Annotated in this window: 21 protein-coding genes and 1 tRNA gene; 14 read left to right on the forward strand and 8 right to left on the reverse strand. The window is 44.9% G+C overall.

What is annotated here, in order from left to right; all coding sequences use genetic code 11:
- Positions 1-4: 4 nt before the first annotated feature.
- The 4 genes from BMY75_RS14475 (at position 5) to BMY75_RS14490 (ending at position 7,703) form a co-directional block, all read left to right on the forward strand.
- The gene (locus BMY75_RS14475; RefSeq protein ID WP_074835116.1) at positions 5-3,142 is read left to right on the forward strand and encodes a response regulator; all 3,138 of its coding nucleotides are present in this window, start codon (positions 5-7) and stop codon (positions 3,140-3,142) included.
- Positions 3,143-3,495: 353 nt separating this feature from the next.
- Complete coding sequence (locus BMY75_RS14480) at positions 3,496-4,848, forward strand: ArsB/NhaD family transporter (RefSeq protein ID WP_074835118.1); 1,353 nt, start codon at positions 3,496-3,498, stop codon at positions 4,846-4,848.
- Between the two features lie 17 nt (positions 4,849-4,865).
- A complete protein-coding gene (locus BMY75_RS14485; protein ID WP_074835121.1) occupies positions 4,866-5,465 on the forward strand; it encodes a cytidylate kinase-like family protein in 600 nt (199 codons plus the stop codon).
- 417 nt (positions 5,466-5,882) lie between these two features.
- Positions 5,883-7,703, forward strand: coding sequence for an ammonium transporter (locus BMY75_RS14490; protein ID WP_074835125.1), 1,821 nt, complete (start codon positions 5,883-5,885; stop codon positions 7,701-7,703).
- Between the two features lie 159 nt (positions 7,704-7,862).
- Here the strand turns inward: BMY75_RS14490 and BMY75_RS14495 are convergent, their stop codons facing one another.
- The gene (locus tag BMY75_RS14495) at positions 7,863-8,414 is read right to left on the reverse strand and encodes a hypothetical protein (protein ID WP_074835128.1); all 552 of its coding nucleotides are present in this window, start codon (positions 8,412-8,414) and stop codon (positions 7,863-7,865) included.
- Between the two features lie 336 nt (positions 8,415-8,750).
- Here BMY75_RS14495 and BMY75_RS14500 point away from each other — a divergent pair, with 336 nt between their 5' ends.
- Entirely contained in the window at positions 8,751-10,925 is a 2,175-nt protein-coding gene (locus BMY75_RS14500) for a carbohydrate binding domain-containing protein (RefSeq protein ID WP_242940249.1), read from the forward strand.
- A 147-nt stretch (positions 10,926-11,072) separates the two neighbouring features.
- Here the strand turns inward: BMY75_RS14500 and BMY75_RS14505 are convergent, their stop codons facing one another.
- The 3 genes from BMY75_RS14505 to BMY75_RS14515 form a co-directional block, all read right to left on the reverse strand.
- The gene (locus BMY75_RS14505) at positions 11,073-13,232 is read right to left on the reverse strand and encodes a substrate-binding domain-containing protein (RefSeq protein ID WP_074835132.1); all 2,160 of its coding nucleotides are present in this window, start codon (positions 13,230-13,232) and stop codon (positions 11,073-11,075) included.
- A 190-nt stretch (positions 13,233-13,422) separates the two neighbouring features.
- Positions 13,423-14,001, reverse strand: a complete 579-nt coding sequence (locus tag BMY75_RS14510) for a phosphatase PAP2 family protein (RefSeq protein WP_074835135.1) — start codon at positions 13,999-14,001, stop codon at positions 13,423-13,425.
- Positions 14,002-14,402: 401 nt separating this feature from the next.
- Complete coding sequence (locus tag BMY75_RS14515) at positions 14,403-14,693, reverse strand: hypothetical protein (RefSeq protein ID WP_074835140.1); 291 nt, start codon at positions 14,691-14,693, stop codon at positions 14,403-14,405.
- 435 nt (positions 14,694-15,128) lie between these two features.
- On the opposite strand from BMY75_RS14515, the gene BMY75_RS14520 reads away from it, so the two are divergent.
- Complete coding sequence (locus tag BMY75_RS14520) at positions 15,129-17,210, forward strand: EAL domain-containing protein (protein WP_074835143.1); 2,082 nt, start codon at positions 15,129-15,131, stop codon at positions 17,208-17,210.
- 54 nt (positions 17,211-17,264) lie between these two features.
- Positions 17,265-17,606, forward strand: a complete 342-nt coding sequence (locus tag BMY75_RS14525; RefSeq protein WP_074835146.1) for a DUF6572 domain-containing protein — start codon at positions 17,265-17,267, stop codon at positions 17,604-17,606.
- A gap of 114 nt (positions 17,607-17,720) precedes the next feature.
- Here BMY75_RS14525 and BMY75_RS14530 read toward each other — a convergent pair.
- Positions 17,721-17,804: transfer RNA gene (locus BMY75_RS14530), tRNA-Leu, on the reverse strand.
- A 128-nt stretch (positions 17,805-17,932) separates the two neighbouring features.
- On the opposite strand from BMY75_RS14530, the gene BMY75_RS14535 reads away from it, so the two are divergent.
- From BMY75_RS14535 to BMY75_RS14555, 5 genes are all read left to right on the forward strand, one after another.
- Complete coding sequence (locus BMY75_RS14535) at positions 17,933-19,630, forward strand: oligosaccharide flippase family protein (protein WP_074835150.1); 1,698 nt, start codon at positions 17,933-17,935, stop codon at positions 19,628-19,630.
- A 185-nt stretch (positions 19,631-19,815) separates the two neighbouring features.
- Positions 19,816-20,628 carry a nucleoside triphosphate pyrophosphohydrolase gene (gene mazG, locus BMY75_RS14540; protein WP_074835153.1) on the forward strand — a complete coding sequence of 271 codons (813 nt, stop codon included), beginning with the start codon at positions 19,816-19,818 and terminating at the stop codon, positions 20,626-20,628.
- A gap of 50 nt (positions 20,629-20,678) precedes the next feature.
- Positions 20,679-20,957 carry an HU family DNA-binding protein gene (locus tag BMY75_RS14545; protein ID WP_013498254.1) on the forward strand — a complete coding sequence of 93 codons (279 nt, stop codon included), beginning with the start codon at positions 20,679-20,681 and terminating at the stop codon, positions 20,955-20,957.
- Between the two features lie 53 nt (positions 20,958-21,010).
- On the forward strand, positions 21,011-21,253 hold the full coding sequence (locus BMY75_RS14550) for an RNA-binding S4 domain-containing protein (RefSeq protein WP_013498253.1): 243 nt from the start codon (positions 21,011-21,013) through the stop codon (positions 21,251-21,253).
- A 45-nt stretch (positions 21,254-21,298) separates the two neighbouring features.
- Positions 21,299-21,691 (forward strand): pyridoxamine 5'-phosphate oxidase family protein, encoded by a 393-nt coding sequence (locus BMY75_RS14555; protein ID WP_074835155.1) that lies wholly within the window; start codon positions 21,299-21,301, stop codon positions 21,689-21,691.
- 70 nt (positions 21,692-21,761) lie between these two features.
- Here BMY75_RS14555 and BMY75_RS14560 read toward each other — a convergent pair whose 3' ends face one another.
- The gene (locus BMY75_RS14560; RefSeq protein WP_074835157.1) at positions 21,762-22,994 is read right to left on the reverse strand and encodes a DUF4317 domain-containing protein; all 1,233 of its coding nucleotides are present in this window, start codon (positions 22,992-22,994) and stop codon (positions 21,762-21,764) included.
- A 307-nt stretch (positions 22,995-23,301) separates the two neighbouring features.
- Here BMY75_RS14560 and BMY75_RS14565 point away from each other — a divergent pair, with 307 nt between their 5' ends.
- Together BMY75_RS14565 and BMY75_RS14570 are read left to right on the forward strand one after the other, a co-directional pair.
- Positions 23,302-24,027: a 5'-methylthioadenosine/adenosylhomocysteine nucleosidase gene (locus BMY75_RS14565; RefSeq protein WP_074835159.1), complete on the forward strand. Its 726-nt coding sequence runs from the start codon at positions 23,302-23,304 to the stop codon at positions 24,025-24,027.
- Between the two features lie 12 nt (positions 24,028-24,039).
- Entirely contained in the window at positions 24,040-24,507 is a 468-nt protein-coding gene (locus tag BMY75_RS14570; RefSeq protein WP_074835161.1) for an S-ribosylhomocysteine lyase, read from the forward strand.
- A gap of 47 nt (positions 24,508-24,554) precedes the next feature.
- On the opposite strand, the gene BMY75_RS14575 is transcribed toward BMY75_RS14570, so the two are convergent.
- Positions 24,555-25,343, reverse strand: coding sequence for a TVP38/TMEM64 family protein (locus BMY75_RS14575; protein ID WP_074835163.1), 789 nt, complete (start codon positions 25,341-25,343; stop codon positions 24,555-24,557).
- Positions 25,344-25,364: 21 nt separating this feature from the next.
- Complete coding sequence (locus BMY75_RS14580) at positions 25,365-25,919, reverse strand: YybS family protein (protein WP_074835165.1); 555 nt, start codon at positions 25,917-25,919, stop codon at positions 25,365-25,367.
- Positions 25,920-25,988: the final 69 nt, after the last annotated feature.

The raw sequence follows: 25,988 nt of genomic DNA on the forward strand, positions 1-25,988 counted from the left end.
ATATATGTATTATTCTGCGATCGGTGTATTGGCGGCTCTTGTACTGCTGATTGTCAACTGGGATATACTGTGGTCAGGGGAGCTGTATGATAAGCCCGCATGGAACGTTTACAGAAAATTCCTGTTCGCGGTGCTGATATATTATGTTACCGACATATTATGGGGTATAATGGAGAATCAGAAGCTTTCAAAAGCGCTGTTTGTCGATACGACTTTGTATTTCATAGCCATGGCTGCGGGTATATCATTCTGGGCGGAGTACAATGTTGCTTTTCTGAACGAAAAAAGCCTCTTCGGACGTTTCCTGAAATATATGGGCAAGGGCATAGCAGGTGTGATAACATTACTGACAGTCACAAACATCTTCAAGCCCGTGCTTTTCACAGTGGACAGCAGCAGTGTGTATAAGCCCCTGCTGCCCAGAAATATCATGCTGGTGTGTCAGATAGTGTTCCTGCTGATAATTGCGGGATTCGCCTTGGTTTCTATGATAAGGGGCGGTTACAGCTACGAAGAGGGAACGCGTTTCAGGATATCTGCTTCATTTGGAATTTTCATGGCAGTATTTTTGCTGATACAGGTGTGGTTCCCGTATCTTCCGCTGTACTCCATAGCCTATATGCTGGGAACTTGTCTGCTCCACGCTTTTGTCGTAAACGATGAAAAGGAGGACCGCAAGAGAGAACTGGCGGAGGCTGAAAAGATATCCGAGCTGAGAGACAGGTTCGTTTCTCTGCTGGACAATATGCCGGGTATGACCTTTATGAAGGATGCTTCCACAGGAAAGTATCTTGCCTGCAACCGCACTTTTGTGGAGTACGCTCGCAAGGATTCCACTGATGAAGTTGTGGGTCTTACCGATGCTCAGATGTTTGATGCGGAGACAGCTGCACACTTCGTTGAGGACGACAGGATAGCCCTCTCAATGAGCAAGCCTTATGTTTTCTATGAAGATGTATTCGATGCAGCCGGCAAGCCAAAGCAGCTTCAGACCACAAAGATAAGATTCAAGGATTCCACGGGAAGAACCTGCCTTGTGGGAATGTGTCAGGACGTCACCGACCTTGTGAGCATACGCCGCGAACACGCCATGACTAAAGAAGCCTACGAAAACGCTGTGAACTCGGGGCGGCTGTACAACCACATCGCCCAGACTCTTGCCCGCGCTCATACCCTGATGTTCTGCGTAAATACGGATTCGGAAGAATTCATAGAGTACCGCGGGGGAGAAAACGGCAGTACACTTTCGGAAGTACGTCGGGGCTGGCACTTTTTCAGCGACTGTAAAATGGAGCTCAGCGAGAGCGTATTTGATGATGACAAAGAAGCTTTTCTCACAGCCATGAACCGCAAGAACCTGATGAAAGCCCTGAGCCGAAGAGATACCTTTGTTATGAATTACCGTAAAATGGTAGATGGCAAAGCTGTATATTTCAGCATGAAGATATCCCGCATGGAGAACGATGAGCAGTATATCATCGTGGGCTTTACCGATGTTGATTCGGAAATGCGTGAGACTATGGCGAAGAATGAAGCGCTGACCACTGCCCTTGATCTGGCTGAGGCGGCGAACAGATCGAAGACGGCTTTCCTTGCAGGCATGAGCAATGAGATACGCACGCCGATAAATGCAATAATAGGGCTTGAGAATCTGGCGCTGAAAAACAATGATCTTGATACAGAGACACGGAAGTATCTTGAAAAAATCGGCACCAGCGCACATCATCTGCTGGCTGTCATAAACAATATCCTGGTGATGAGCAATATCGAATCGGGACGTAACAGTATAAATGACAGCAGGTTCTCGATGAAGGCTATGCTGGAGCATATCAACGGACATATGAGTGCGGAGTGCCGCAAAAAAGGGATAAAGTATGAGTGCATACTGCCTGATGATCTTGAGAAAACCTACATCGGCGATGATAAGAAGCTCAGACAGGTGCTCTGGAATCTGTTGTCGAATGCCGTGAAATTCACCGAAGCCCCGGGAAGCGTCACGATGACGGTTAAAACGACAGCTATGCATGAGGATAGTGTCAGCATGAACTTTATAGTTAATGACACAGGCATCGGAATGGATAAAGAATTTCTGTCAAAGCTTTTTGATGCTTTTTCCTTACAGAAAGAACAGGGTATTGTGAGGTTCGGCGGAAGCGGGCTTGGTATGTCGATAACGAAAAGGCTCGTCGAGATGATGGACGGCACTATAAGCGTAAGTTCGGAAAAGGGCGTTGGTACTGAGTTCTCTGTGACGGTGACGCTTCATCGTGCCGATGGCATTGAAAATATTCCCAACGGCGAGCTTGACCTGCAGGCGCTGTATCTGCTTGTTGTGGATGATAACCGCATCGAGGCAGAGCACGCCCGGATGATGCTTTCGGAAGCGGGCATAAAGGCAGATATCTGCTCCTGCGGTGAAGAAGCACTGCGTATGCTGGAAGAACAGGCTCAGAAAGGTCAGCCATACAATATGGTGCTTACGGACTGGAATATGCCCGGAATGGACGGCGCCGAAACATCTACGGAGATACTCAGCCGATACGGCAGGGAGTGCATAGTCGTGGCGATGACGGCGTACAGCTGGGATGATATCCGTGAGGAAGCAAACAAGGTCGGGGTGTACAGCTGTCTTGAAAAACCGTTGTTTGCATCACATCTGCATGATGATCTGGGTCGCATAGCAAGGCAGAGCGATCTGCATATTTTCAAGGAAAAGGAAAGAGCAAGGCTCGCAGGACGGCGTATTCTTCTGGCAGAGGACGTTGATATCAACGCAGAGATACTGACGGATATGCTGGAGATGGAGAATATCAAGGTAGATCACGCAGCCAACGGTAAAGCCGCTGTTGAACTGTTTGAAAAAAGTACCTCTGGTATTTATTCGGCGATACTTATGGACGTTCGTATGCCGCTGATGGACGGACTTGAAGCGGCGAGAGTGATACGCGCCATGGACAGGGAAGATGCAAAGCGCATACCCATAATTGCACTGACAGCCAACGCCTTTGATGAGGACGTTCAGCTTTCAATGCAGGCAGGTATGAACGAACATCTTACCAAGCCTGTTGAAGCAGAGCATCTTATCAGAGTGCTGGGAGAACTGATCTTCGATTCTGAAAGATCATTGGGTAAAAATGTATAATATACAGAGTATAATGAATGATCGTGGTACCGCCGCAGTGTGTTGCCCCCTCATTCATTATTCTTTTTGTGCGGATTTAAAGTTAGTGCAACGTATAATTCTTATTTTTAAAATATTTAGTTCGTTGACTTTTATTTATGTTTGTGATATAATAATTAACTGTGCGAAATTGATACTACAATATGTGGAATTATTTTTCCGCACATATTGATAGAAAACATGATGTCCGCAAAAGGCGGCATCGCATATAAATCCATGATAAAATACATACACGATCAGCATGGTCAGAGCATGGTTGAACGGTATGTATTCTATAAAATATGAACTGCGGGAGCAGTTTAGGAGGTCTATAAATGGTAGCAGCACAGACATTTGCCGTTATCATCTTTGTCGGTATGTTCGTATTGATCGTGCTTGACAAGATCGAAAGGCAATATGTTACACTTGGCAGCGGTCTTCTCACGCTTGTGGTCGTATTCGGCTTGTGTATGAGGAACGGCTCTGCCATAGTCAGAACCCTCGCCCTGGGAGATTTCTTCAAAAAAGATTTCTGGTATCAGGTTGAGGAAAGCGAAAGCGCGGGCATCAACTGGGCGACGATAATATTCATCGCGGGCATGATGCTGATGGTAGAAGGTATGGCGAAAGCTGGATTTTTCCGATGGCTTTGCATGAAGATAGCATTTCTTGTAAAATGCAAGACCGTCCCCGTCTTTCTGACATTCACAATACTCGCAGCAGTGCTTTCGATGTTCATCGACAGCATAACCGTTATCATGTTCCTTGCAGCAGTAACGGTGGAACTTGCGCATCTTCTGAAATTCAACCCCATACCCATGATCCTTTCCGAGATATTCTGCGCTAACCTTGGCGGCAGCGCAACTATGTGCGGAGATCCCCCCAACATAATCATCGGTACATCTCTGGGATTCTCTTTCTTCGATTTCCTTATGAACACAGGTATCGCGGCAAGCATCAGCCTTGCTGTTTCGATCATCTTCCTCTATCTGGCATTCAGGAAAGAGCTGGTCACCAAGGATGGCGAAAAGGTTGATATCTCCAAGCTTCCCAAGCCTTCCGAGGCTATAACCAACAAGAAGGATTTTATCGTAAGCAGCATTATTTTCGGCTGTGCGGTAGTTCTTCTAATCACCCACGGCACAACTCACCTTACGGTTGCGACCATTGGTCTGTTCATTGGTATAATAACTCTTATCGCTAACGCCAAGCACGCATCCGAGATACTCAAAAAGGTGGATTACAAGACACTGCTGTTCTTCATCGGACTCTTCATCGTTGTAAGCGGTCTGGAAGAAACAGATATACTTGATAAGATCGCACAGTTCATTGAAAACATAAGCGGCGGCGATGTAAGGCTGATGATAGCTATAATCGTCTGGGTATCTGCAATTGCAAGTGCATTTGTTGATAATATACCCTTTGCTGCCACCATGGTGCCTGTCATCAAGAACCTTGCTGCTGCATCGGGAACACCTATCAGCACACTGGCATGGGCACTGGCTATCGGTACGGACATCGGCGGAAGCGCAACACCTATCGGTGCTTCTGCTAATGTTGTGGGCACATCTGTTGCAGCTAAGAACGGTCACCCCATAAGCTGGGGACGTTACTGCAAAAAGCTTGCGCCTGCCACAGTTATAGTTCTTACGATTTCAACGATATATCTCTTTGTAAGATATGTCTAAGGTGAGGAGGTCAATCTATGTCTCAGATCATTATTTCGATCGGCCGTGAATTCGGAAGCGGCGGGCGCGTTATTGCTCAGAAACTGGCGGAGAGGTTCGGTCTGCCCCTGTATGACAGACATCTCATAACCGAGATAGCCGAGAAAATGGGCATGACAGTTGAACAGGTAGAAAAGTACAATGAAGTCCCCAAGATGAAGCTTCTTTCAAGAAGAGTAAACGGATACAGCAATTCCATCGAGGACAATATCGCTGAGATGCAGTTCAATATCATTGATGAAAAGGCTGCAAGCGGCGAGTCTTTTGTGGTAGTGGGAAGATGTTCGGAGACAAAGCTGAAAAAGTACCCCGGACTGGTATCTCTGTTCATACTGGGCGATATGGACGCTAAGATCGAGCGTGTAATGCAGGTATATGAGCTCAGCCGCGAAGATGCGGAGAAGTTCATCGCTAAAAAGGACAAGAAGCGTAAACGCTACCACAACTACCATGTAACCGGCAAGTGGGGCGACTCCAGACTTTACGATCTTTCCATAAACAGCACAAAGCTTGGCATCGACAAGACTGTCGATATGCTGGCTGACTATATCAACGCCCGTTCTGAAGCACTGAAATGATCGGGTCTTCGTGGTGAACAGACAGGATTTTACTGCAATTTCACAGACGATAAGAGCCATAATCTCCGTTTTTGAGAGTATGGCTCTTTGATTTTTCATCGCACATGTTGCTTGAAAAATATTGACTAAATATGAAGTTGCAGGTTCTGCAAAATGTAATTTTCAGGAAATTAATGTAAATTCATCGATTTTCACATTGTGAAATATTAAAGTGTGCATAAAAAATGTTCGTTTTTACAAAACTGATTTCACCCACTTGACAAATCGAAGATCATGGTGTATACTTAGGCACATAAACAGCAACGGAGCTGCAAAGTTGAACGCTTTGCAGCTCTTTTGTTTATAATAATCTGTGCAATGGGGTACAGGGAAGCTATAAGTTTCCTGTACCCCATTTGCGTTCTGGAGGTAATAGTTATGGACGTAAACGAAGTTTTACGGCAAGTAAGCGAAAGCACCGATAAGACAGTCTTCGGTGTGTGGTTCATGATAGCGGTTGCGCTGGTGTTCTTTATGCAGGCCGGGTTTGCAATGGTGGAAACAGGCTTCACAAGAGCGAAAAACGCAGGTAATATTATCATGAAGAACCTGATGGACTTCTGTATCGGTACAGTTGCATTCATCGCTATCGGTTTCGGACTTCTGCTGGGCGAAGATGCCGCAGGCTTTATCGGTAAGCCCGGTTTTGATATTTTTACAAGCTATGACAGTTTTGCATGGGATCAGTTCGTATTCAACCTTGTGTTCTGCGCAACAACAGCGACCATCGTTTCGGGCGCTATGGCAGAACGTACCAAGTTCCTCTCTTATTGCATCTATTCGGGTATCATCAGTGCTCTGATCTACCCGATAGAAGCTCACTGGATCTGGGGCGGCGGCTGGCTGGCTCAGATGGGCTTCCACGATCTTTCCGGTTCATGTGCGATCCACATGGTCGGCGGTGTCTGTGCACTGATCGGTGCTAAGATCGTCGGACCCCGTATCGGTAAGTTCACCAAGACAAAGGACGGCGACATCAAGGTAAACGCTATCCCCGGTCACAACCTGATAATCGGTGCTCTGGGTGTATTCATCCTCTGGTTCGGATGGTACGGTTTCAACCCCGCAGCTGCTTCCAGCGTTGGTCAGCTTGATTCCATCTTCCTGACAACAACAGTTGCTCCTGCAATCGCAACTGTAACAGTAATGGTCTTCACTTGGCTGAAGTACGGTAAGCCTGATGTTTCAATGTGTCTGAACGCTTCTCTGGCAGGTCTGGTTGGTATCACCGCAGGCTGCGACGTTATGGACTGCTTCGGTTCAATAATGGTCGGCATCGTTTCCGGCTTCCTGGTATGCTTCGGCGTATGGTTCCTTGATTACAAGCTCCACATCGATGATCCCGTTGGTGCGGTTGCAGTTCACATGATGAACGGTATCTGGGGTACTATCGCAGTTGGTCTTTTCGCAACAGAGAGCGCTCCCGGATATGCTATCCAGATAGAGTGCGGCGGCATCAAGGCTGAGGGTCTGTTCTACGGCGGCGGATTTGAGCAGCTCGGTCTTCAGCTCCTGGGATTTGTAAGTGTTGCAGCATGGGCAGCAGTTTCCATAGCAATAACATTCCTTATCATCAAGTACACCATCGGTCTCAGAGCTTCCGAGCAGGAAGAGATCATCGGTCTGGATATCACAGAGCATGGTCTGGTATCCTCTTATGCAGACTTTGCACCTTCCATGAACGATGCTTCTGTATACGGCTACACCAAGGACGATGCAAAGAGCGTTAAGAAAGTCGGCAGAGATGTTCCTCCTATCGTTCCTGTATCTGTTGAAAAGGCAGTTGAAGTTGAGAGCTATGTTGCTCCTTCTCCTAACGGTCAGCCCAAGATGACAAAGATCGTTGTAGTATTCAAGGAACAGAAATTACAGGATTTCATCCAGGCTATGGAATCCATAGATGTAACAGGTATCACCATCACCCACGTACTGGGCTGCGGTATGCAGAACGGTCAGCGCCACTACTACAGAGGTACAAGCATAGAAATGAACCTGCTGCCTAAGGTAAAGGCTGAGATAGTTGTATGCGCAGTACCTGTAAACACAGTTATCGATGCAGCGCGTTCCGCATTGTACACAGGCAACTATGGTGACGGCAAGCTGTTCGTTTATCCGATAGAGAACGTAGTTAAGGTTCGTACAGGCGAACAGGGCTACGATGCTCTTCAGAACTTTGATGACGAAGCTCCTGCAACCTGATGATATAGTTAACAACATTGAAATTGCTTCTTTGCGAACTTCGCAAAAGCATATATCGAACTTTCACTCGTTCTCAAAGTTCAACTTCTAATGTAGTTAACTACAAACAAAAAATGACGGTCATCTTTTTGGTGATCGTCATTTTTTTATACTGATTTTTCAGCAGGTGATAAAAGATATCATATCCCATGCATATGGTAAATTTGATTCTGCCCATGCAGCAATTATCCTTATCTCTTTCGCTTGCTGAACGATACGTTCATCAAGATCTTCATATTTTGCATCGGGAACTATCTCAAACTCTATACCGCTTCCGATGATACCGTTTTCGGAATAGGGAAGTATCCTTGTTCTGTCAGCATATAACTCGGGATACCAAAACTTGTAGCCTTCTTCAATGTCTTCTGTATCAGCCCACCCGAACCCGAATACATATCCGTCATTTTCGCATATAGCGTTCTTTGTGTTTTCACCGCCGCCATCGGATCTGAGTTCGCCTGTTGAATAACTGATGAAGTATGTGTCGCCGTCAGTAGAGTTTTCTATCGGTATAATAATAGTATATAATCCCGATGGATAAAGTCTTGCTACGTCATTGAGCGGATAATAGTCAAAACTATCCGCCCCCTGTATTACCTCAAACTCAACTGCTGTACCGTTTTTTATGACTTCGATATGACCGAATGGCGTGCTTAATATCTTTGTATTCATTTTCTATCACCTGACTTTTTTGCTTTATATATTATAATAGTATATCTGTTTTAGGATATGTTTTGACAATTATAGCATGAAATATAGTGTAAGTCAATAATAAATCGGTTATACGTCATTTGCTTTCTTCCGTACACCCTCTAATTATGTATGGGATATGATAAAAAGATAAAAATATTGAACAAATAATATCCACTTTTTACACCAAATGTCCACGATGTGAGTTGACCTCTTGGGATAAATTTAGTATAATATAATAACAAAATGGGATATGTGCTTATTTAATAAGCGCGGGTTTTGATTGTTTTTATACACAATCAGAAGGAGGAGTTTAATATGAAAATCAACACCAGTGTTAAAAAGCTGACCTCCGCATTTGCTGCGGGCGCTCTGCTTTTTTCACAGTCAGCATTCCTGTCTAATGTGACGATTGAGGCAAATGCTGCAAGTATGTGTACTGCCAATGTGAATAAGACCTATCAGAAGATAGATGGCTTTGGCGGTATCAACCACGTTGAGTGGTACGGTGACCTGACTGATTCGGATCGTGCTATCGCTTTTGGAAACGGTAATGATCAGCTGGGCTGCACAATTCTGAGAGTATATGTAAACCCTGATAAAAACCAGTGGTACAAAGTTCTCCCGACAGCACAGTATGCTGCTAAGAGAGGCATCACCATTTTCGCTTCACCTTGGGAGCCGCCCGCAAGTCTGGCTGAAAACGGCTCTGCTTACGGCGGTAAGCTCCATCTTCCTAAAAAAAATTACGGAGCATACGCTCAGCACCTTAATGATTTCGGTAAATACATGAAGCAGAACGGTGTTGATCTGTATGCTGTCTCTGTACAGAACGAGCCGGACTACGCTAAGGAATGGACAGCTTGGACGCCGGACGAGACTACTGACTTCATTGCTAACTACGGCAATCAGATAACCAGTACAAAGCTCATGTCGCCCGAATCATTCCAGTATGGCGCATATAACAATGGTAAGGACTACTACTCAAAGATCCTTAATAACTCAAAAGCTTATGCAAACTGCGACATATTCGGAACTCACTTTTACGGCACACCCAGAAGTAAGATGGACTTCCCGGCACTTGAAAACTGCGGCAAACAGCTGTGGATGACTGAAGTATATGTTCCTGACAGCAATGTCGATTCAAACAAATGGCCTGATAACCTGAAACAGGCTGTAAGCATTCATGATTCAATGGTTGTAGGCGGTATGCAGGCTTACGTTGTATGGCCTCTTCGCCGTAATTACAGCATTCTCCGTGAAGATACACACAAGATGTCAAAGCGTGGTTATGCTTTCGCACAGTACTCTAAGTTCGTTCGTCCCGGCGATGTTCGTATAGATATCACCGAGCAGCCTGCATCTAACGTTTTTGTATCTGCATACAAGAACAATAATAATCAGGTAACTATCGTTGCTATAAATAACAGCAATTCAGGTTATTCACAGCAGTTCTCGCTGAACGGCAAGACCATCATCGATGTTGACAGATGGCGTACATCAAGCAGCGAGAGCCTGGCTAAGACTGACAATCTCACAATCGAAAACGGCACAACTTTCTGGGCACAGCTTCCCGCACAGAGCGTTTCAACTTTTGTTTGTACTCTTAGCGGCGGCAGCACCGGCGGTAACGGCGGCACAGGATCTTCAGGTTCTTCAGGTTCTTCCGAACTTGATTCCGACGGATACTACTTCCACGATACATTCGAGGATGAAATAACTTGGCAGGCACACGGCAGTACAGAACTCCAGAAGTCCGGCAGAACACCTTACAAGGGTTCTGAGGCTGTGGTAGTTACTAACCGTACAAGCGCTTGGATGGGTGCAGAACGTACACTTCCTTCAGGTGTACAGAACGGTAAGGCATACAGCTTCTCTGTAAACGTTACCGAACTTGATGGTGATGATACAGAAACCTTCTATCTCAAGCTGAACTATACTGATTCTAGCGGAACAGCACACTATTCTACAATTGCAGAGGGTGTTTGCCCCAAGGGCAAGTATCTGCAGCTCAGCAATACAAACTACACTATCCCTTCTGATGCAGTTAATCCTGTTATCTATGTAGAAACTAAGGATACCACTTCAAACTTCTACATTGATGAAGCTATCTGCGCACCTGCAGGCAAGAGTCTTCCCGGTGCAGGTATCCCTGAGATACCTCAGACTAATACCAATACCAACACTAACACTCAGACACCTACCAATGATACTTATCCTAAGAGTATCCAGGTGAACTACAGTGCTCAGTATCATCAGATCCAGTTCACATGGAGCCCTGTTCAGAATGCTCAGAACTACGGTATCGCAGTTTATCTGGCAGGCAAGTGGAGAATCCAGACTCAGTCAATCTCCGGTTCTTCTACATCTTACGTAACTCCTAAGAACCTGACACCCGGCATGAGCTACAAGGTAGCTATCGCTGCTAAGGTCAACGGTACATGGGACGTAAATAATGCTATCAAGAATGCAGTTATTGTAACTGTTGTTTAATGTGCTTGATCCACTGAACTAAATAGAAAAAATCTAAGAAGAAAGAATAACGAGTAAAGTGTTATCCCATTTTGTTCAATGTTATTCTTTCTTCTGTTTTATAGGCAAAAATCAGGGAGACCGTTTTTTACAGTCTCCCTGGTTGTATTATTGTTTTGTATAAGACCACATGGAGCGGTATTTCAGGACGGTATATCCGCTTACCTGCTGGAACTGCCGCAGGAAGTATTTGAGGTCTTTATAGCCGCACTTTTCAGCAATCTCGGCATTTGAAAGATTCGACATGGTGATGTAGTACCTTGCCGCCGCTATGCGGGCGTTTATGCAGTCATCGTGCAGAGTGAAACCGTAGCATTTGCGGAATATGGTTCGCAGATATCCTGCGCTTCCTTTAAAGCGTGAGTAGATCTCCTCAGAATCAAAGGTGATGAGCGGGTCATTATAGAACTGTGTTCGTAGTTTGTTGAGCTTCTTATAGTGTGGCTTTGTGCGCCTTGATGAAAACATATCGGTCATTTCAGCCATTTTGGCGAAGCATTTCTCTTTCAGCTGAACATAGTCATTGTTCTCACAGGGAATGGCAACGCAGACATAGGAATCAAGACCATTTATTTTCATGTAAGCAGTGTGGTGCAGCATCACTGCGGAAAGCTGCTTGGTAAGCACATCAGTATCGGGGATATCCCGCATTAGGCAGAAGAAAGTGTCCTCGTTGATCTTGCCGCAGATATGGTTTCCGCTGAACTCCCGCACAGCCTCTGCAGCATCAAGCAAAGAATTTATCTGCTCGTTCTGTGAAGCGCTGTATGGGTAGGTGCGGATAGTTCCTATCCTTAGTGCCACAAGGCAAAGATTGCTTTTATCGGCGTTAAGGTAGACTTTTCTCAGACCGTTCTCGTTCAGCATACCCGTCAGAGGTTCGCGTTCTTCGGAGATGTCCTGACATTGCAGATAGAATTTTATATCGTTCTTCATGCGGAGAAATTCCAGACAGTTAGCAACGGTCTTCAGCCAGTTTCGGAAGAAATGGTCGAAAGTATCGGGACCGCGGAAACTCAGTGCTACGTATCCGAGTTCTCTGTCGGAAAAGAAAAGCGGACAGAAATAGTATGGCGCGGCTTCATTCCTGAAAACGGCAGAGATGTTGTTTTTGTAAAAAACGAAAGGCTCCTCGTCATGCAGAAGATTGTAGCTCACCATATTAGCGGAATTTGGAGAAGTATCATACCAGTTCTCATAAAGGCACATATACAGCTTGTCAACGTCACGTATCAGCGAACTGAATTCATGTATCTTCTTTACAAATTCGGCAATGTTCCTGCACTCGATAAGGCTGTGTTCAAGCTGATTGAAAAGATCGAGAAAATCATACCTGTTCTTATGCTGAGCTGTCTTGAAATCGGAGCGTATATCGGTTATTCTGGCTTTGCAGGGGCAGGTGTTTCCGCAGATTATCTGACCTCTGGGTGTCTCGGACAAAAGGCTGTGGGCTTTGTACGCTGTTTTCTCGGTAAGAAGTTCAACAGCCATTATGCCAAGAGCATACCTGTTTCGCTGAAAAGTAGTCAGCAGAGGAACATGGCGGTATCTGTCGCGGATATACTCATAGCCGATAACTGACATTTTATCGTTTATATCGATACTGCATTCGAGAAATTCATCGAGCAGACCGTAAGCCATATAATCGTTGCAGCAGATGAGCGCTTCGGGATAGGAGAGCTCACCATTGATATACCTCTTGGCTTGGGCGTGACCCGATATCATCCAGAAATCGCCGAAAAACACCTTTTTTTCATCAAATGGTATTCCGTGTTTTTCAAGTGAGCGCCTGTAGCCTTCCACCCTTTTATGGGAAACGGAAAGCTCAAAATTGCCGGTGAGGATATGGATATCACTAAAGCTGTGGACATCTATAAGGTGGTCGCAGATATCCTCGATATCCGTCTCGTCGGAGGTGTTGATATACTGCAAAGCGGGCAGGTCAAAATCCGGGAGTTCTGTACCGACAGCCACCATGGGCTGGTCTTTTTTCTGAAGTTCTTCTACAAGTATTTTTCGGATATCGGGGTTTATGATAGATTCGGACAACAGTATTATGCCGTCGTATTCGTCGGAACGAATAAGATTATAGATCTTGTTCTCGGTTTTGAATACTTCATCTGTTACCATCGGATTATAGATATTTGAGAGCACCGCAATGTCAATATTCATCGACTGTGCTTTTTTTATGATACCTCTGAGTATCTCGCGTTGTTCCGTATCAGCGGCATTTGCGGCAACAACTCCGAATATTTTGCGCTTTTTCAAGGGGAACACCTCCTGCGGTACATCAGTTGACGGTAAATGTATATTGACATTATACAACATTTGTTAAAAAAAAGCAATACGATGAAGTTAAGTACAGGTAAAAAGAAATGGATTTTTTGGACATCATAAGTATGCGATTCTCTGATATAATGAAAAAGCCCCTGGGAAAATCCCTCGGGGCTGACATGTTTTACTTTTGGGTTACAGGTTCGGCTCTGTGCAGACGGATCTGATTTTTTGCGATTGCGCGGTGGTAAACTGTGCAGGTGAAGAATCCTGTCAGTGCACCGAGTATAATACCGCAGATGACATCAGTGGGGTAGTGTACACCGACGTAAAGCCGCGACAGTGATATCAGCAGTGCGAAAATCAGCACCGGTATGCCTATTTTTCTCGGGGTCTCACGGAATAAAACCGTGCTCATGGAAAATCCTGCCGAGGAATGACCGGAGGGGAATGACCAGTCGTTTTGCCTGCCGATGATGAGTTTCAGTCCGTCAACAACTTCATACGGTCGTACACGCGCCACCAGATTTTTCAGTATCACATTGCATATCAGGGTATTGACTACCAGAGCTGCACCACACAAAAATCCAAGTTTGCGGGTCTTTGGTATTATCATGAGTATAAGCGTGGCGATTATCATTATGGCTCCGCCGTCAGCAGAATGGGTTATAGCTTTTACAAAAGGTGTAAGGGCATCGAAACGAAGCTTTTCCTGTATCCAAAGCAGAAGCTGTTCGTCCATTTCAATTAATTTTTCAAACATCAGTAGGGTTCCTCCTGAAATAAATAAGAAACATTGTTATAATGATATTGTGCTGTATAAAAATATTACAGGAAAATAATTCCAACGTTTTATACGCTAATGTAAAAATGCATTTCCTTGAACTGTGCAACAATTCTCAATTTAATATTTTGGTAAAAATAAGTTATTCTAATAAAATATATAAGCAGAAACTAGGAAATAAACAGGTTCATTTTATAACAAAACAAAAGTTAGTTTATATCAGATACACGTTTAGGCTGCACTTGACAATTATACCACTTTTTTCTTCAAAAGTAAAGCATAAGTCAGTAATGAAAATACCGCAGGTGCCTTTACACCTACGGTATTTTAAGCCCGATATCTCTCCAAAATTTTTAGACACGCGCAATATTTAACCAAGGTCATATGTCCCACTCGGTGCTGACAGTATACCTTGCAGGGAAGCGAAGCTTTGATATTGCGTGCATGAAAGCGATGGTGCCGTTGTACTTGAAGCTTACTATGTCGACCTTGCTCTTGTTTAATTTCTTAGTTGCAAGATCCCATGCGCCTATTTCACTCAGTGCTTTAATGTATATCTCTGTTATGCCTTTGAGCTCGTCTGTTTTTTTCGCGTGGATACGCAGTTTTCCTCTCCTGAAACAGTCGGGTTCAACACTCGGGTGATTCATCATAAGTTCGTTTTTGTTCATATAATCATCTCCTGTGAAACTCTCTCTCTCATCTCGACTTACTAAAAATTTTCGGTTCACAATCTTACTTTATAACTCTTCACTTCTCTCGTTTGCATATTTTAGCACAAAAAAACGTCCTCGTCAAGGGTTATGAACCAATTTTGTTGATTTAGACAAATGTTAGAAATTAACAAACATCATTTTAGTTACAATAAGCGCTGAAAATGATGATTTTATAAAAATTATCCCGAAAGAAATGCGTTTGAAATTTACAAGGTATTTTTTGCGGACAGCTTTAAGTTGTGTTAACATTTTGCCGAAATTCTCACCGAATATTGTGCTTTTATAGTTTATAATTTTATAATATTAATAGATTGATATTGACATTTATATATTTTTCTGTTAAAATATAATAAATCCTGAAACAAAGTGTGACAAGAAAGGAGGGCGTGTATGAACAAAAAAGATATTGCTGCACTTGCGAAACTTTTCGGTGAGTTGTCTGCTGTGCGCAGTGAGGCTGATCTTGAAAATGTTATAGAGGAAGGTGTACGCTGTTTCGGCGATAAGGACATATCCGAGCTGAAAGTCCAGCTGTACCGTCTCGGTGGAAAGATGCTCGCTGTTGACGCTGAAAACAGAGATGCGCTGAGATCGCGGCGTATCGCTTGTCTGACAGACAACGAAAAATCGGAGCTTCAAAAGGTAGAGGAGATAATCAACGGAAATCTTCTGAAATATTATTTTCAGCCGATAGTCAGCGCAATTGACGGCGAGATATTTTCCTATGAAGCACTTATGCGTTCAGCCGCCGATCCTTCCATAACACCTTATCACATACTTAAATACGCAGGCCTTAGTGACAGACTTGAAGATATTGAAAAAGCCACCTTCTTAAATGTGCTTAATATAATTGAAAGTCAGAAGGACAAGCTTGGCAGCAAGGCAGTTTTTATAAATAGTATACCAAATGTTCGTCTGGGTGAATCTGACGCTGAAAAGATAAGTAAGCTTCTCAGCAGAAATTCTGATTCTGCTGTAGTGGAACTAACAGAAAGTGCTGAGGCCGATGAGATACAGCTTGGCAGGATGAAAGACAGGTACCGCAACATGAATATCAGGATAGCTGTTGACGACTACGGCACGGGATATTCAAATGTGCGCAATCTGCTGAGATACACGCCTAATTTCGTGAAGATAGACCGCTCGCTGTTGAGCGAGATAAACAGCGACCCCAGAAAGCGGCATTTTGTCCGTGATATAATCGAATTCTGTCACGATAATAACATACTTGCCCTTGCTGAGGGCGTTGAAACAGGTCTTGAAATGAAAACAGTGATACTCATGGGCGTTGACCTTATTCAGGGCTATTACACCGCACGACCTTCTCCTGAGCTCATAACTTCTATACCCTACGAGATAAAGCAGGAGATAAAGCGCTATCAGCAGCAGCGTCAGGATGGAAAGCTCACCCATGTTTACAGGGTAGAAGGTTCTGAGAGAGTGTTGCTTGATAAGATCAAAAGGCACGGATACAAGTGTATACGTATACTCCCGTCGGATGAAAAGAGCGATATCACCATAGTTGGAAGTTCAGCGCTGAACACCAATATCCATCTCGATATCGACAGCGGTTTTAAAGGCAGGGTGACACTTGAAAGCGTACAGTTTTCCAACACGAAGAACCGTCCCTGCATTGAGATTGGCGAGAACTGTGAAGCGGAGATATCCGTGTTCGGTGATTGTTTCCTGCACAACGGCGGTATAATCGTTCCCGAAAGCTCGGAACTTACCTTCACGGGCGTGGGCTCTATGGCAATAGATGTTCATGATTCCTCATTCTACGGCATAGGCGGACCCATAGATAAGCGCCACGGTAGGCTGAGTTTCAGCGCGAATGTAAAGTTTATTATTGAGGCTTACGGGCAGCAGGGGACCTGCATAGGTTCAGGGCTGGGCGGTGAAATAGATATCCACCAAGGCGTTTACGATATAACGATGAACAGCAACAACGGAGTTGTAATCGGTTCGCTTACCGGTAATACCGATCTTGATATAAGAAACTGCGGTATGCAGGTCATCAGCACCTGCCTGAAAGGTGCGGTTATCGGCAGCCGTGATGCTGACGCTGAGCTCCTGCTGCACGGTATGAGTTTCAAGGGTATTACCAGCGGCAAGGAAACAGTATGCGTAGGTTCTGTTGGCGGCAACGCGAATGTCACGATTGATAATTCCAATTTTGTTTCAGATGTGCGCTCGGATGAACTGGCAGTGCTTGGTTCGCTTTACAAGGACAGCAAAGTCAAGCTTCACAATATGTCGATGAACGTTGTTGCGGGCGGACAAAATGCTTATGTTTTCGGCGGAACAAAGGGCACTACAGATTTTGACTGCCGAAATGTCGATGTAAAGATCAACCTGTACTCAAATCTTGATAATATCACATCGGCTGAGGGCGAGAATTTCAAAGTCGGTGACGGAAGATACTATATCGAGATCAACGGCGAAAAAAACGAGTTTATTCCGAATATTTAAACAGCGCAGGAGACGCGGCGGCGTTCTCCTGCTTTTCGTGAAGGAGATACAAAAATGGATAATAAATACAATATCGAAAACACAGATACCATTGACGGTGCGGCTTACAATGAAAAAACGAAAATGCTGATACTCCAGTTGGCTGACGGTATGGACTGGTCTGACGCAGCAGGGCATTTTGAACTTCTGAGGCAAAAGCTGAACACCTATCTGTGGTACATAGATTCAAAACAGTACGAGGAAAAATATCCCGATGTCGAGAGGATAGAGCTTCGCATCAGTTTTCTTTTCAAGGAGCCCGATGCTTGCCTGAAAATGTTTGAAAAAGTGGGTGAAGTTCTGAGCAGGATATTTGAGAATTCAGCCCTGATAGTTGAACGCGGTAACCAAGAGTGAAATCGGTGGCATGCTATTAAATAGAAGAAAAAGCAAAAGACATTTCTCAGGAAAAGAGAAATGTCTTTTTTCGTAAAATAAAAAGGCACGAGAATAACTCGTGCCCTGAACCTATGCCGCTAACCGGACTTGAACCGGTACGCTGTCGCCAGCGAGGGATTTTAAGTCCCTTGTGTCTGCCTATTCCACCACAGCGGCTTACTAAATTATTATATCATATTGTTAACCACTTGTCAAGTAAAAATTTAAAATTTGCGCAACGGCATAAATTTGTGATTTTAAGCATAGTATGAAAAAGCCGAATATCCGTAATGAGGGGGTATGTTATGAAGAAACAGGGCTTTCTGAAAGGCAGTGCCATACTGGTGGGAATGGTGGCGATAACAAAAGTGCTGGGGCTTGTTTACAAAGTTCCACTGGCGAACATACTGGGCGGCACAGGAATGGGATATTTCTCCGCGGCGTTTTCGGTGTTCACGCCTGTATTTGCACTTGCAGCGGCGGGGATATGTCCTGCTATGGCAAAACTTACAGCCGAAAAAGCCGCACTTGGCAGGTATGCAGACCTCAGACGACAAAGGCGCACTGCGCTGATTGTATATACGCTTACGAGTTTGACCGTCTGTATTTGTTTGTATGCGGTGGTATGGTTTGGTACAGGAGTCGTAAGTATTCGTTATGCGCTGTACTGTCTTGCACCTTCAGTGCTTTTCTGCGGGGTGATGAATGTGGAGAGGGGGTATTATGAAGGTCTTGGCAATATGCTGCCAACGGCATTTTCAGAAATAGCTGAAACTGTTTTCAGATTGGGGCTTGGTCTTGGACTGGCGGTATACATAAAGAATGTGGCGGAAGAAAGCTTTGCAGAAAGCGGTGCTGTCTTCGGAATAGTATGTGAAACCTCATCACAGGCAGAACAAGCGGCACTGCCTTTTATAGCGGCTGGGGCAGTTATTGGTTCAACGGCGGCTTCCTGCCTTGCCTGTGTCGGATTATTGATTTTTACAGCTATTCACGGTGATGGTCTGACCGATGAAATGATTTCAGCCGACCCTGTCACCGAAAACCGCAGATATCATGCAAAAGAACTGGTCTTGCTTTCATTCCCGATAGCGGCGGCAGCGGTGGTCACTACACTGACCGGTATGCTTGATATGCTTACACTGCCGAAATGTCTTGGATTGGCGATAAGCAGGTTCCCACAGAATTATGTTGAATTTGCTGAGATTTCAAAAAGTGAACTCCCGAATTTTCTGTACGGCTCATACGAGGGAATGGCTGTCATGCTTTACGGTCTTGTGCCTACGCTGACTGCAATGCTTGGAAAAAGCGCACTGCCATCAATGACCGAAAGTCTTGCAAGGCACGATAGATCAAGTCTGACACGTGATCTGCGGCGTATGCTGACACTTTCTGCCACTGCTGCTATATCCTGCGGACTAGGTATGTCTGCTATGTCTTCTGAAGTTCTTGAACTTCTGTTTTCAGGGAGAAAACTGGAATGTATTGCAGCACAGCAGCCTTTGATTATACTTGGGATATCCGTTGTGGGCTGTGCTATGGCTCTGCCATGTTTTACTGTAATTCAGGCACTTGGAAAACCATCGCGTGTGACTACCATAATGCTTGCAGGGGCGGCGATTAAGCTGGGGCTGAATATCGCTCTTGTACCTCTTTGGGGACTTAATGGTGCGGCAGTCTCCGAACTTGTGCGGAGTTTCTTTGTTTGTGCCGCCGCACTAATCACCATAAGCAGGCTGACGGGTTCTGAGATCGGTATCTTAGAGCTTTGTTTAAGACCTTTGTATGCAGGTGTGATGTGTGCGGTGTCCGCAAGACTTTTCTGCGATGCGCTTAGAAGGCTGGACATCAGTGAAAAACTATGCGCCTTGGGTGGTATTTTAGGCGGTGGAATAGTTTGCCTGACTTCTTTTGCACTTTTATTTGATGACAGTATTGTGACCAGATGTTTGAGGAGGTCACGCAAAGCCGAAAAAAACGCCCCTTTCGGGGTCTCAGGATAGGTTTGTCAAGAGGAATTTTTGTACTTTATTTATAAAAAAACTTGTGCGAAATGCCGAAAAACAATGCAAACGGAGTTTTTTCAAAAAAAATTGAAAAAATCACTTGCTTTTTTTCCGAAATTGAGGTATTATATTAAAGCACCCCTGTGAGATATATCGGGGATGCGGGCTGTGAGGTGAGTATTTTGGAAAAAAAGTCTGTTGATGAACTTATTGAGAGCCTTCCTAAAAAGGAGCGCTACAACATGGATGATCTTGTTGATCTGGTAACGGTTCTGCGTGATCAGGAGAAGGGCTGTCCGTGGGATAAGGAGCAGACTCACAGCAGTATAAAAAAGGACTTGCTTGAAGAGGTCTATGAAGTCATGGAAGCTATCGACTTTGATTCTCCCGAGATGATGAGGGAGGAACTTGGCGATGTACTTTTACAGGTGATATTCCATGTGGTACTTGAAGATGAGAAAGATCATTTCGTACTTGAAGATGTTATCACAGAGCTTTGTCAGAAGCTGATAATCCGTCACCCTCACGTATTCGGTGATGTTCAGGCGGATACCGTTGACAAGGTTCTCAGTAACTGGGATTCCATCAAAAAGGATACCAAGGGACAGGAGAGCTTCACAGACACTTTGAAGAGCGTTCCGAAGAATTTCCCCGCACTTATGCGTTCGCAGAAGCTCGGCAAGAGAGCTGCAAGGGCAGGGGTGGATTTTGAAAAGTCCGAAGAGGACGGCACTGAGCTTGATCTGTATGCGGCTATCGAGTCCGCACTTAACAGAGTTAAGCTGGCAGATCAGAAAGAAGAGGACGCTTCAGGCGAGATAGGCGAGCTGCTTTTCCTGTGCTCTAATCTTGCAAGAAGACTCGACTGTGATGCTGAGGAATGTCTGGCGGACAGCTGCAAAAGCTTTGTAAAGAGATTTGAAGATCTTGAAAAGCACAGCGCAGATATAGCGGAAGTATCAGCTGAAGAGCTGTACTCATATAAAGGAAATTAATGAATAAGCAATTGTTCGTTAAGGATAAAAATTTTTGGAGGTTTTAAAAAATGAACAAGGCAGAACTTATCAATGTTATCGCAGAGAAGGGCGGCTATTCCAAGAAGGAGGCTGACAAGGCTCTGGCAACAGTTCTTGATTCCATTACTGGCGCTCTGGAGAATGGCGAGAAGGTTACTCTCGTTGGTTTCGGTACATTCGAGGTTAGAGACAGAGCTGCTAAGGTAGCTATGAACCCTGTTACCAAGGCTCCTGTTGACGTTCCTGCAAGAAAGGTACCCGCATTCAAGGCAGGCAGCGCTCTCAAGGCAGTCGTTGACAAGAAGTAATATATGCTTTTTAAGGCGGGCAGATTGTCCGCCTTTTATTTTTAGGAGGACTCATGAGGTTAGATAAATATCTTAAAGTCACAAGACTAATCAAGCGCCGCACCGTTGCAAATGAAGCCTGCGATGAGGGCAGGATAATGGTCAACGGCAAGGTTGCAAGGGCTTCGTATGATGTGAAGATCGGCGATATCATCGAGATCGGTCTTGGTCAGCGTCCTATCAAGGTAAAGGTGCTGAATGTCACCGAATACGTTAAAAAGGAAAATGCTGCGGAGAATTACGAAGTTATAGGATGATAATATCAGATAAATCATCTGATAAAATAAACGGAGGTGTTTTGAATGAAACAAATTACAGAAATGCTGAAAAAGGTAGGCGTGTTCTACATCGCTACTACAGATGCCAACGGAGATCCCCATGTACGCCCTTTCGGTGCGGTGGCTGAGATCGACGGCAAGACCTGTATATGCACAAGCAACCAGAAGAAGTGCTTCAAGGAAATGATACGTCACAGCAGGGTCGAGATAAGCGGTATGTGTGGCGAGATGGAATGGATAAGGCTCACAGCTGATGTTGTTAATCTTGACAGCGATGAAGTAAGAGCGGCTTTTCTGGAGCAGTGCCCTCAGGTGAGCGGTCTGTACAGCGTGGGTGACGGTATTTTCGAGGTACTGGAGCTTCAGGAACCTGAGTGCATCAAGTATTCATTCAGCGCTCCTCCCGAGAATATCTGACGGATAGAGAACTATTCTGAATAACGAAAAAACCGCAGGGATTTTTTGTTCCTGCGGTTTGTGTTTTTTGTCAGAAAGGTGCTGCATTGTCGTCATCGGAAGTGTCGCTAACGGGTGCGGGTGGCATTTCTTCGGCGGGTGCAGGCTGTGCGGGGGCGTTTGCGGGCTTTTTATCCACAAAGCGCATCTCAAGACCGTTTATTGATATCTCGGGATCATCAAGAGCTATCACAAGGCAGTTTCTGCCGCCTATCATCTGGGTCTTTACCTTGTCAGCACCGCCCTTACCGATATTAACGGTTATGCTGGGCACTGAAACAACAGTCTTTGTCTCCACAAGGTTCACAGCGGTAAGTGGCTTCTTGTCGGTAGCCTGCTCGAATACCCTGTCAAGGTCGGCAAGCTTTTCCTGACTTACGCCAGCCTCCCACAGTATGGAATTCATCTTCTGGCTGTCGATGGTGGCTATCTCAGTCTCGTGAGAAGTCTGGTCGATGTAATTCTGTATCTTGTCGTTGACCTTGGTTATCATGTTGTAATCAAGTTCATCGCCTACAACTTTGCCGAGTATGGAGTGGAAAACTTCCTTTTCGTTCTGACCAGTCATGGTGAACTCACAGCCAAGCAATTCCTCAATCATGGAAGTGTTGGGCTTTTTTGCGTTCTTTGTGTAATAAAGCACGCCGTTCACATCGGGAGCACGGTCATTGAAAAGCGGGAACAGGAAGCCGTCCGTAGGGAGCTCGATTATCCTGTCAGTGCTTTCTTTCTTGGCGATAGCGTTTTGCTCCTCGTTGTAGATAAGACCGTCTATACGCAGATTTACAGGACATATAGCAGTGATTATGAAGCTGTAGTCAGAAGAATCGCTGTCCTCATCTATCTCGTCCATCTTTGTCTTTTTCAGCACCGAGTAAGTGCAGTGGGCGGTGAATATGCTGTAAGTCGAAACATACTCCACCTTTTCAACTATGGTATTCAGGAAGTTGTCAACTATCTCCTCGTCTGCAAGCTTGCTTTTCAGCACGCCCCACAGAAACTGCTGCTGACCGCCTTCGAGTATTGCATTTTTCGGGAAAGGATATTCCAGCAGATTTGAACCTATCTTGCCGCTGAGTGTCTTTTTCAGGTTTGCAAGGATAAGCTCGCTCTCGTCCTGGGGCATGATATTGTAAAGCTGGTTGGTCTTGCATTTTATGTTTTTTTCAGCATCAACAAATGCGGTAACGACGCGGTTTATCGTAAAGAAATTGCAGTCGTCGCTGAAATTTTTCTTGATCTCGGCTATTTCCTTTTTGTTCATTTATGTACCTCCGTTTAAGAGAAAAGAGGGCCGCCACGCAGCAGCCCTCTATCCTATAATTTGTCCTCGCCTTAAAACCATTCGCCCAATGGTTTCCACCATATAATAATATAGCACATTTCATCTGATTTGTCAAGGGCGGGGGACATTTTTTTCTTAAACAGCTGTTGGACATTTTTTCTTAAACAGCATGGTTCTATCTGTGATGATTGACTTTGGGGGCGAGATGTGATATAATATTTTCGTTGGTTTGCAGTTTTTAGGCAGGGAACTGCCGCTGCGATATTTTTAATTCACGGAGGTTATCATGTTCAAAAACAAGGATCTATATACAGTCGGCGTTATCGGTGCGATGAAGCCCGAAGTCGATGCAATAAAAGGGCTGCTTAAAGACGGCAGCACTTATACAGTCAGCGGGATAGAGTTTGTATACGGTGAGCTTTTCGGGATGAACGTTGTTGCTGCTGTATGCGGTATCGGAAAGGTATTTGCGGCAATCTGCGCTGAGGCTATGATAGTAACATTCAAGACCGATGTCATCATTAATGCAGGTGTCGGTGGCTCGCTGACGGACAAGTTGGATATCGGCGATGCCGGTATTGCTTACGCTGTCGTTCAGCATGATATGGACACCACTCCTTTTGGCGACCCCAAGGGACTTATCTCAGGCATAAACAAGGTTTATTTTGACTGTGATACTCACTGTGTTGATCTGCTTGCATCTGCCGCTGATGAACTTGGCGTCAGGAACGAAAATGGCGTTATTGCATCGGGTGACTGCTTTGTTAACAGCAGTGCTAAGAGAGATGAACTCAGGAGCGAATTCAACGCCATAATCTGTGAGATGGAGAGCGGAGCTATAGGTCACGTATGCTATGTCAACGAAGTGCCTTTCTGTGTACTGAGGACTGTCTCAGATAACGGCGATGATGATTCCCACAACGATTACGCTCAGTCCCTTGCAAAGGCTGCAAAGGCTGAGCTGGATATACTTGTCAGCTTTCTTAAAAAGCTTGGCGCTGAGAAGAACTAAAGGAGGATAATTATGGAACTTATTGCAAGCTTTCAGGTGAATCACCTCGACCTTTTCCCCGGACTTTATGTGTCCCGCAGAGATTGCAAGGGCGAGGCTGTGACCACAACTTTTGATATGAGAATGACTGCTCCCAACCGCGAGCCTGTCATGGATACTCCCGCCATGCACACTATAGAGCATCTAGGTGCGACTTTTCTCCGCAGCTGTCCCGTCAAGGACGATATCGTCTACTTTGGACCTATGGGCTGCCGTACAGGTTTTTATGTGATATTCTTCGGTGCTCAGACCTCCGATAGTGTTTATGGCACTATCGTGGATATGTGCAAGTTCATTCTGGATTTTGAGGGCGATATCCCCGGTGCAAAGCCTGAGGAGTGCGGAAACTATTCCGAGCAGAATCTGAACATGGCAAAGTACTACATCAAACGCTATCTAGAAGACCTCACCGAGAACAAGAGATTCGTTTACCCCAAGTAATTTCAAGTATGATAAAAGGCACTATCGTTTGTGATAGTGCCTTATATTTATGACTTGTGTTTGTGCTTGTTCAGCTTTTCTACGATCGGGTCTTTAAACAGGAAACCGAATATTGCAAGTACTATCGCTGCGAATACAATGCAGAGAGCAGTTTTGAAATTTCCGTCTATCGCGTTGCTGCCCAGCGTCGTTGACATGAGTATCGCCGGGATACGGCATGGCATGACATACATGAAAAAGTCTCTGCGCTTGACCTTGGTCAGGGGAACGATATAGGATATTATATCCTTTGGAACGCCCGGTATAAGGTAGAGTATCACCAGTACCTTTATCAGCTTTGCCTCGTCCTCCAGAAACTTGTATTTCTTCAGGTGCTTTTCATCGACGAAAGCTTCCACCAGCGGTTTGCCGAATTTGCTTACCATCATGAATATTACGAAGGTGCCAAGCATCGTCCCGCCGAAGGATAGCAGGAATCCTATGAACCAGCCGAATAGTACACCGCCGATTATCTGCACCGGGGGGATAACCGCGATTATCACCTGTACTGCCTGTATAAGCGTGAATATCAGCATACTTTCAAAGCCTGAATATTTTGTTTCAAGAGTTTCTTTCAGCTTGTCCATGCCCTCTTCGGTGCGTAGTGCTCTAATAAGAGGAATAGACGCAAGAGTTGCCACTGTCAGCAGTACAAGTATCACTATAACCGTGATTATCTGTACGCGACGTTTGTTTCGTCGTTTTCTGTGTTCGTGCAGGGCATCTTTTTTTATCTCTATCTCTTCCCTGATGTGATGTAGCTCTTCGGTCAGGTGTTGTTTTTTTTCTTCTTTCATTCTGCTTATCTCCAAAACAGATCATTTTCTCCGCAGTATCTTTTTGCGGAACCAGTTTATGTAAACGTCTATTGTCAGTGATAGGAATTTATCGTATACCAGGAAACATATCTGCGCCTCGGCCCACAGCAGAGGAAGTGCGTATTTTCCAAGAAACTCGGTTCCCTCAAGCATATCCACCGATACGAATATGAACTTGAAGAGATTGTAGTATATTACTATCGCCACATTGAATACTGCCAGCTTGACTGCCCATTGGAACAGTTTGCTTTTCTTTTTTGAAAGCCAGAACTGCAGTATCGGGTAATAGCCCATGAACAGTATGAACAGCAGGGAAGCCTCGAAATTCGGCGTGATGAATATGCACAGCAGACTAACTGCGCAGTAATCGGCTATCGCCCATTTGCTGTCAGTCTCAACTATCATCACGACCATCAGCACGCCTGCAAACACGGGTATGGCATAGCTTAGTCCCGGCAGGAAAGAACTGCTGAACATCAAAAGCAGACAAACTGCCGCACATATGCCGCCCAGTGCCACGCGAAAGGCTGTGGTGCTGTTTTTATGTTTACTCATATATCATTGCATACGCCAAGTTTTTCGACCATGCAAACTCTCCTCGCATAATAATATTGTTGTCGTAAA

The sequence above is a fragment of the Hominimerdicola alba genome (genome assembly GCF_900109655.1).
Lineage (GTDB): Bacteria > Bacillota > Clostridia > Oscillospirales > Ruminococcaceae > Hominimerdicola > Hominimerdicola alba_B.

What these genes read in the sequence shown, in the direction of transcription:
- BMY75_RS14475 (WP_074835116.1), top strand. Translation starts at nt 5, where the DNA reads ATGTATTATTCTGCGATCGGTGTATTGGCGGCTCTTGTACTGCTGATT.
- BMY75_RS14480 (WP_074835118.1), top strand. Translation starts at nt 3,496, where the DNA reads ATGGTAGCAGCACAGACATTTGCCGTTATCATCTTTGTCGGTATGTTC.
- BMY75_RS14485 (WP_074835121.1), top strand. Translation starts at nt 4,866, where the DNA reads ATGTCTCAGATCATTATTTCGATCGGCCGTGAATTCGGAAGCGGCGGG.
- BMY75_RS14490 (WP_074835125.1), top strand. Translation starts at nt 5,883, where the DNA reads ATGGACGTAAACGAAGTTTTACGGCAAGTAAGCGAAAGCACCGATAAG.
- BMY75_RS14495 (WP_074835128.1), bottom strand. Translation starts at nt 8,414, where the DNA reads ATGAATACAAAGATATTAAGCACGCCATTCGGTCATATCGAAGTCATA.
- BMY75_RS14500 (WP_242940249.1), top strand. Translation starts at nt 8,751, where the DNA reads ATGAAAATCAACACCAGTGTTAAAAAGCTGACCTCCGCATTTGCTGCG.
- BMY75_RS14510 (WP_074835135.1), bottom strand. Translation starts at nt 14,001, where the DNA reads ATGTTTGAAAAATTAATTGAAATGGACGAACAGCTTCTGCTTTGGATA.
- BMY75_RS14515 (WP_074835140.1), bottom strand. Translation starts at nt 14,693, where the DNA reads ATGAACAAAAACGAACTTATGATGAATCACCCGAGTGTTGAACCCGAC.
- BMY75_RS14520 (WP_074835143.1), top strand. Translation starts at nt 15,129, where the DNA reads ATGAACAAAAAAGATATTGCTGCACTTGCGAAACTTTTCGGTGAGTTG.
- BMY75_RS14525 (WP_074835146.1), top strand. Translation starts at nt 17,265, where the DNA reads ATGGATAATAAATACAATATCGAAAACACAGATACCATTGACGGTGCG.
- BMY75_RS14535 (WP_074835150.1), top strand. Translation starts at nt 17,933, where the DNA reads ATGAAGAAACAGGGCTTTCTGAAAGGCAGTGCCATACTGGTGGGAATG.
- BMY75_RS14545 (WP_013498254.1), top strand. Translation starts at nt 20,679, where the DNA reads ATGAACAAGGCAGAACTTATCAATGTTATCGCAGAGAAGGGCGGCTAT.
- BMY75_RS14550 (WP_013498253.1), top strand. Translation starts at nt 21,011, where the DNA reads ATGAGGTTAGATAAATATCTTAAAGTCACAAGACTAATCAAGCGCCGC.
- BMY75_RS14555 (WP_074835155.1), top strand. Translation starts at nt 21,299, where the DNA reads ATGAAACAAATTACAGAAATGCTGAAAAAGGTAGGCGTGTTCTACATC.
- BMY75_RS14560 (WP_074835157.1), bottom strand. Translation starts at nt 22,994, where the DNA reads ATGAACAAAAAGGAAATAGCCGAGATCAAGAAAAATTTCAGCGACGAC.
- BMY75_RS14565 (WP_074835159.1), top strand. Translation starts at nt 23,302, where the DNA reads ATGTTCAAAAACAAGGATCTATATACAGTCGGCGTTATCGGTGCGATG.
- BMY75_RS14570 (WP_074835161.1), top strand. Translation starts at nt 24,040, where the DNA reads ATGGAACTTATTGCAAGCTTTCAGGTGAATCACCTCGACCTTTTCCCC.
- BMY75_RS14575 (WP_074835163.1), bottom strand. Translation starts at nt 25,343, where the DNA reads ATGAAAGAAGAAAAAAAACAACACCTGACCGAAGAGCTACATCACATC.
- BMY75_RS14580 (WP_074835165.1), bottom strand. Translation starts at nt 25,919, where the DNA reads ATGAGTAAACATAAAAACAGCACCACAGCCTTTCGCGTGGCACTGGGC.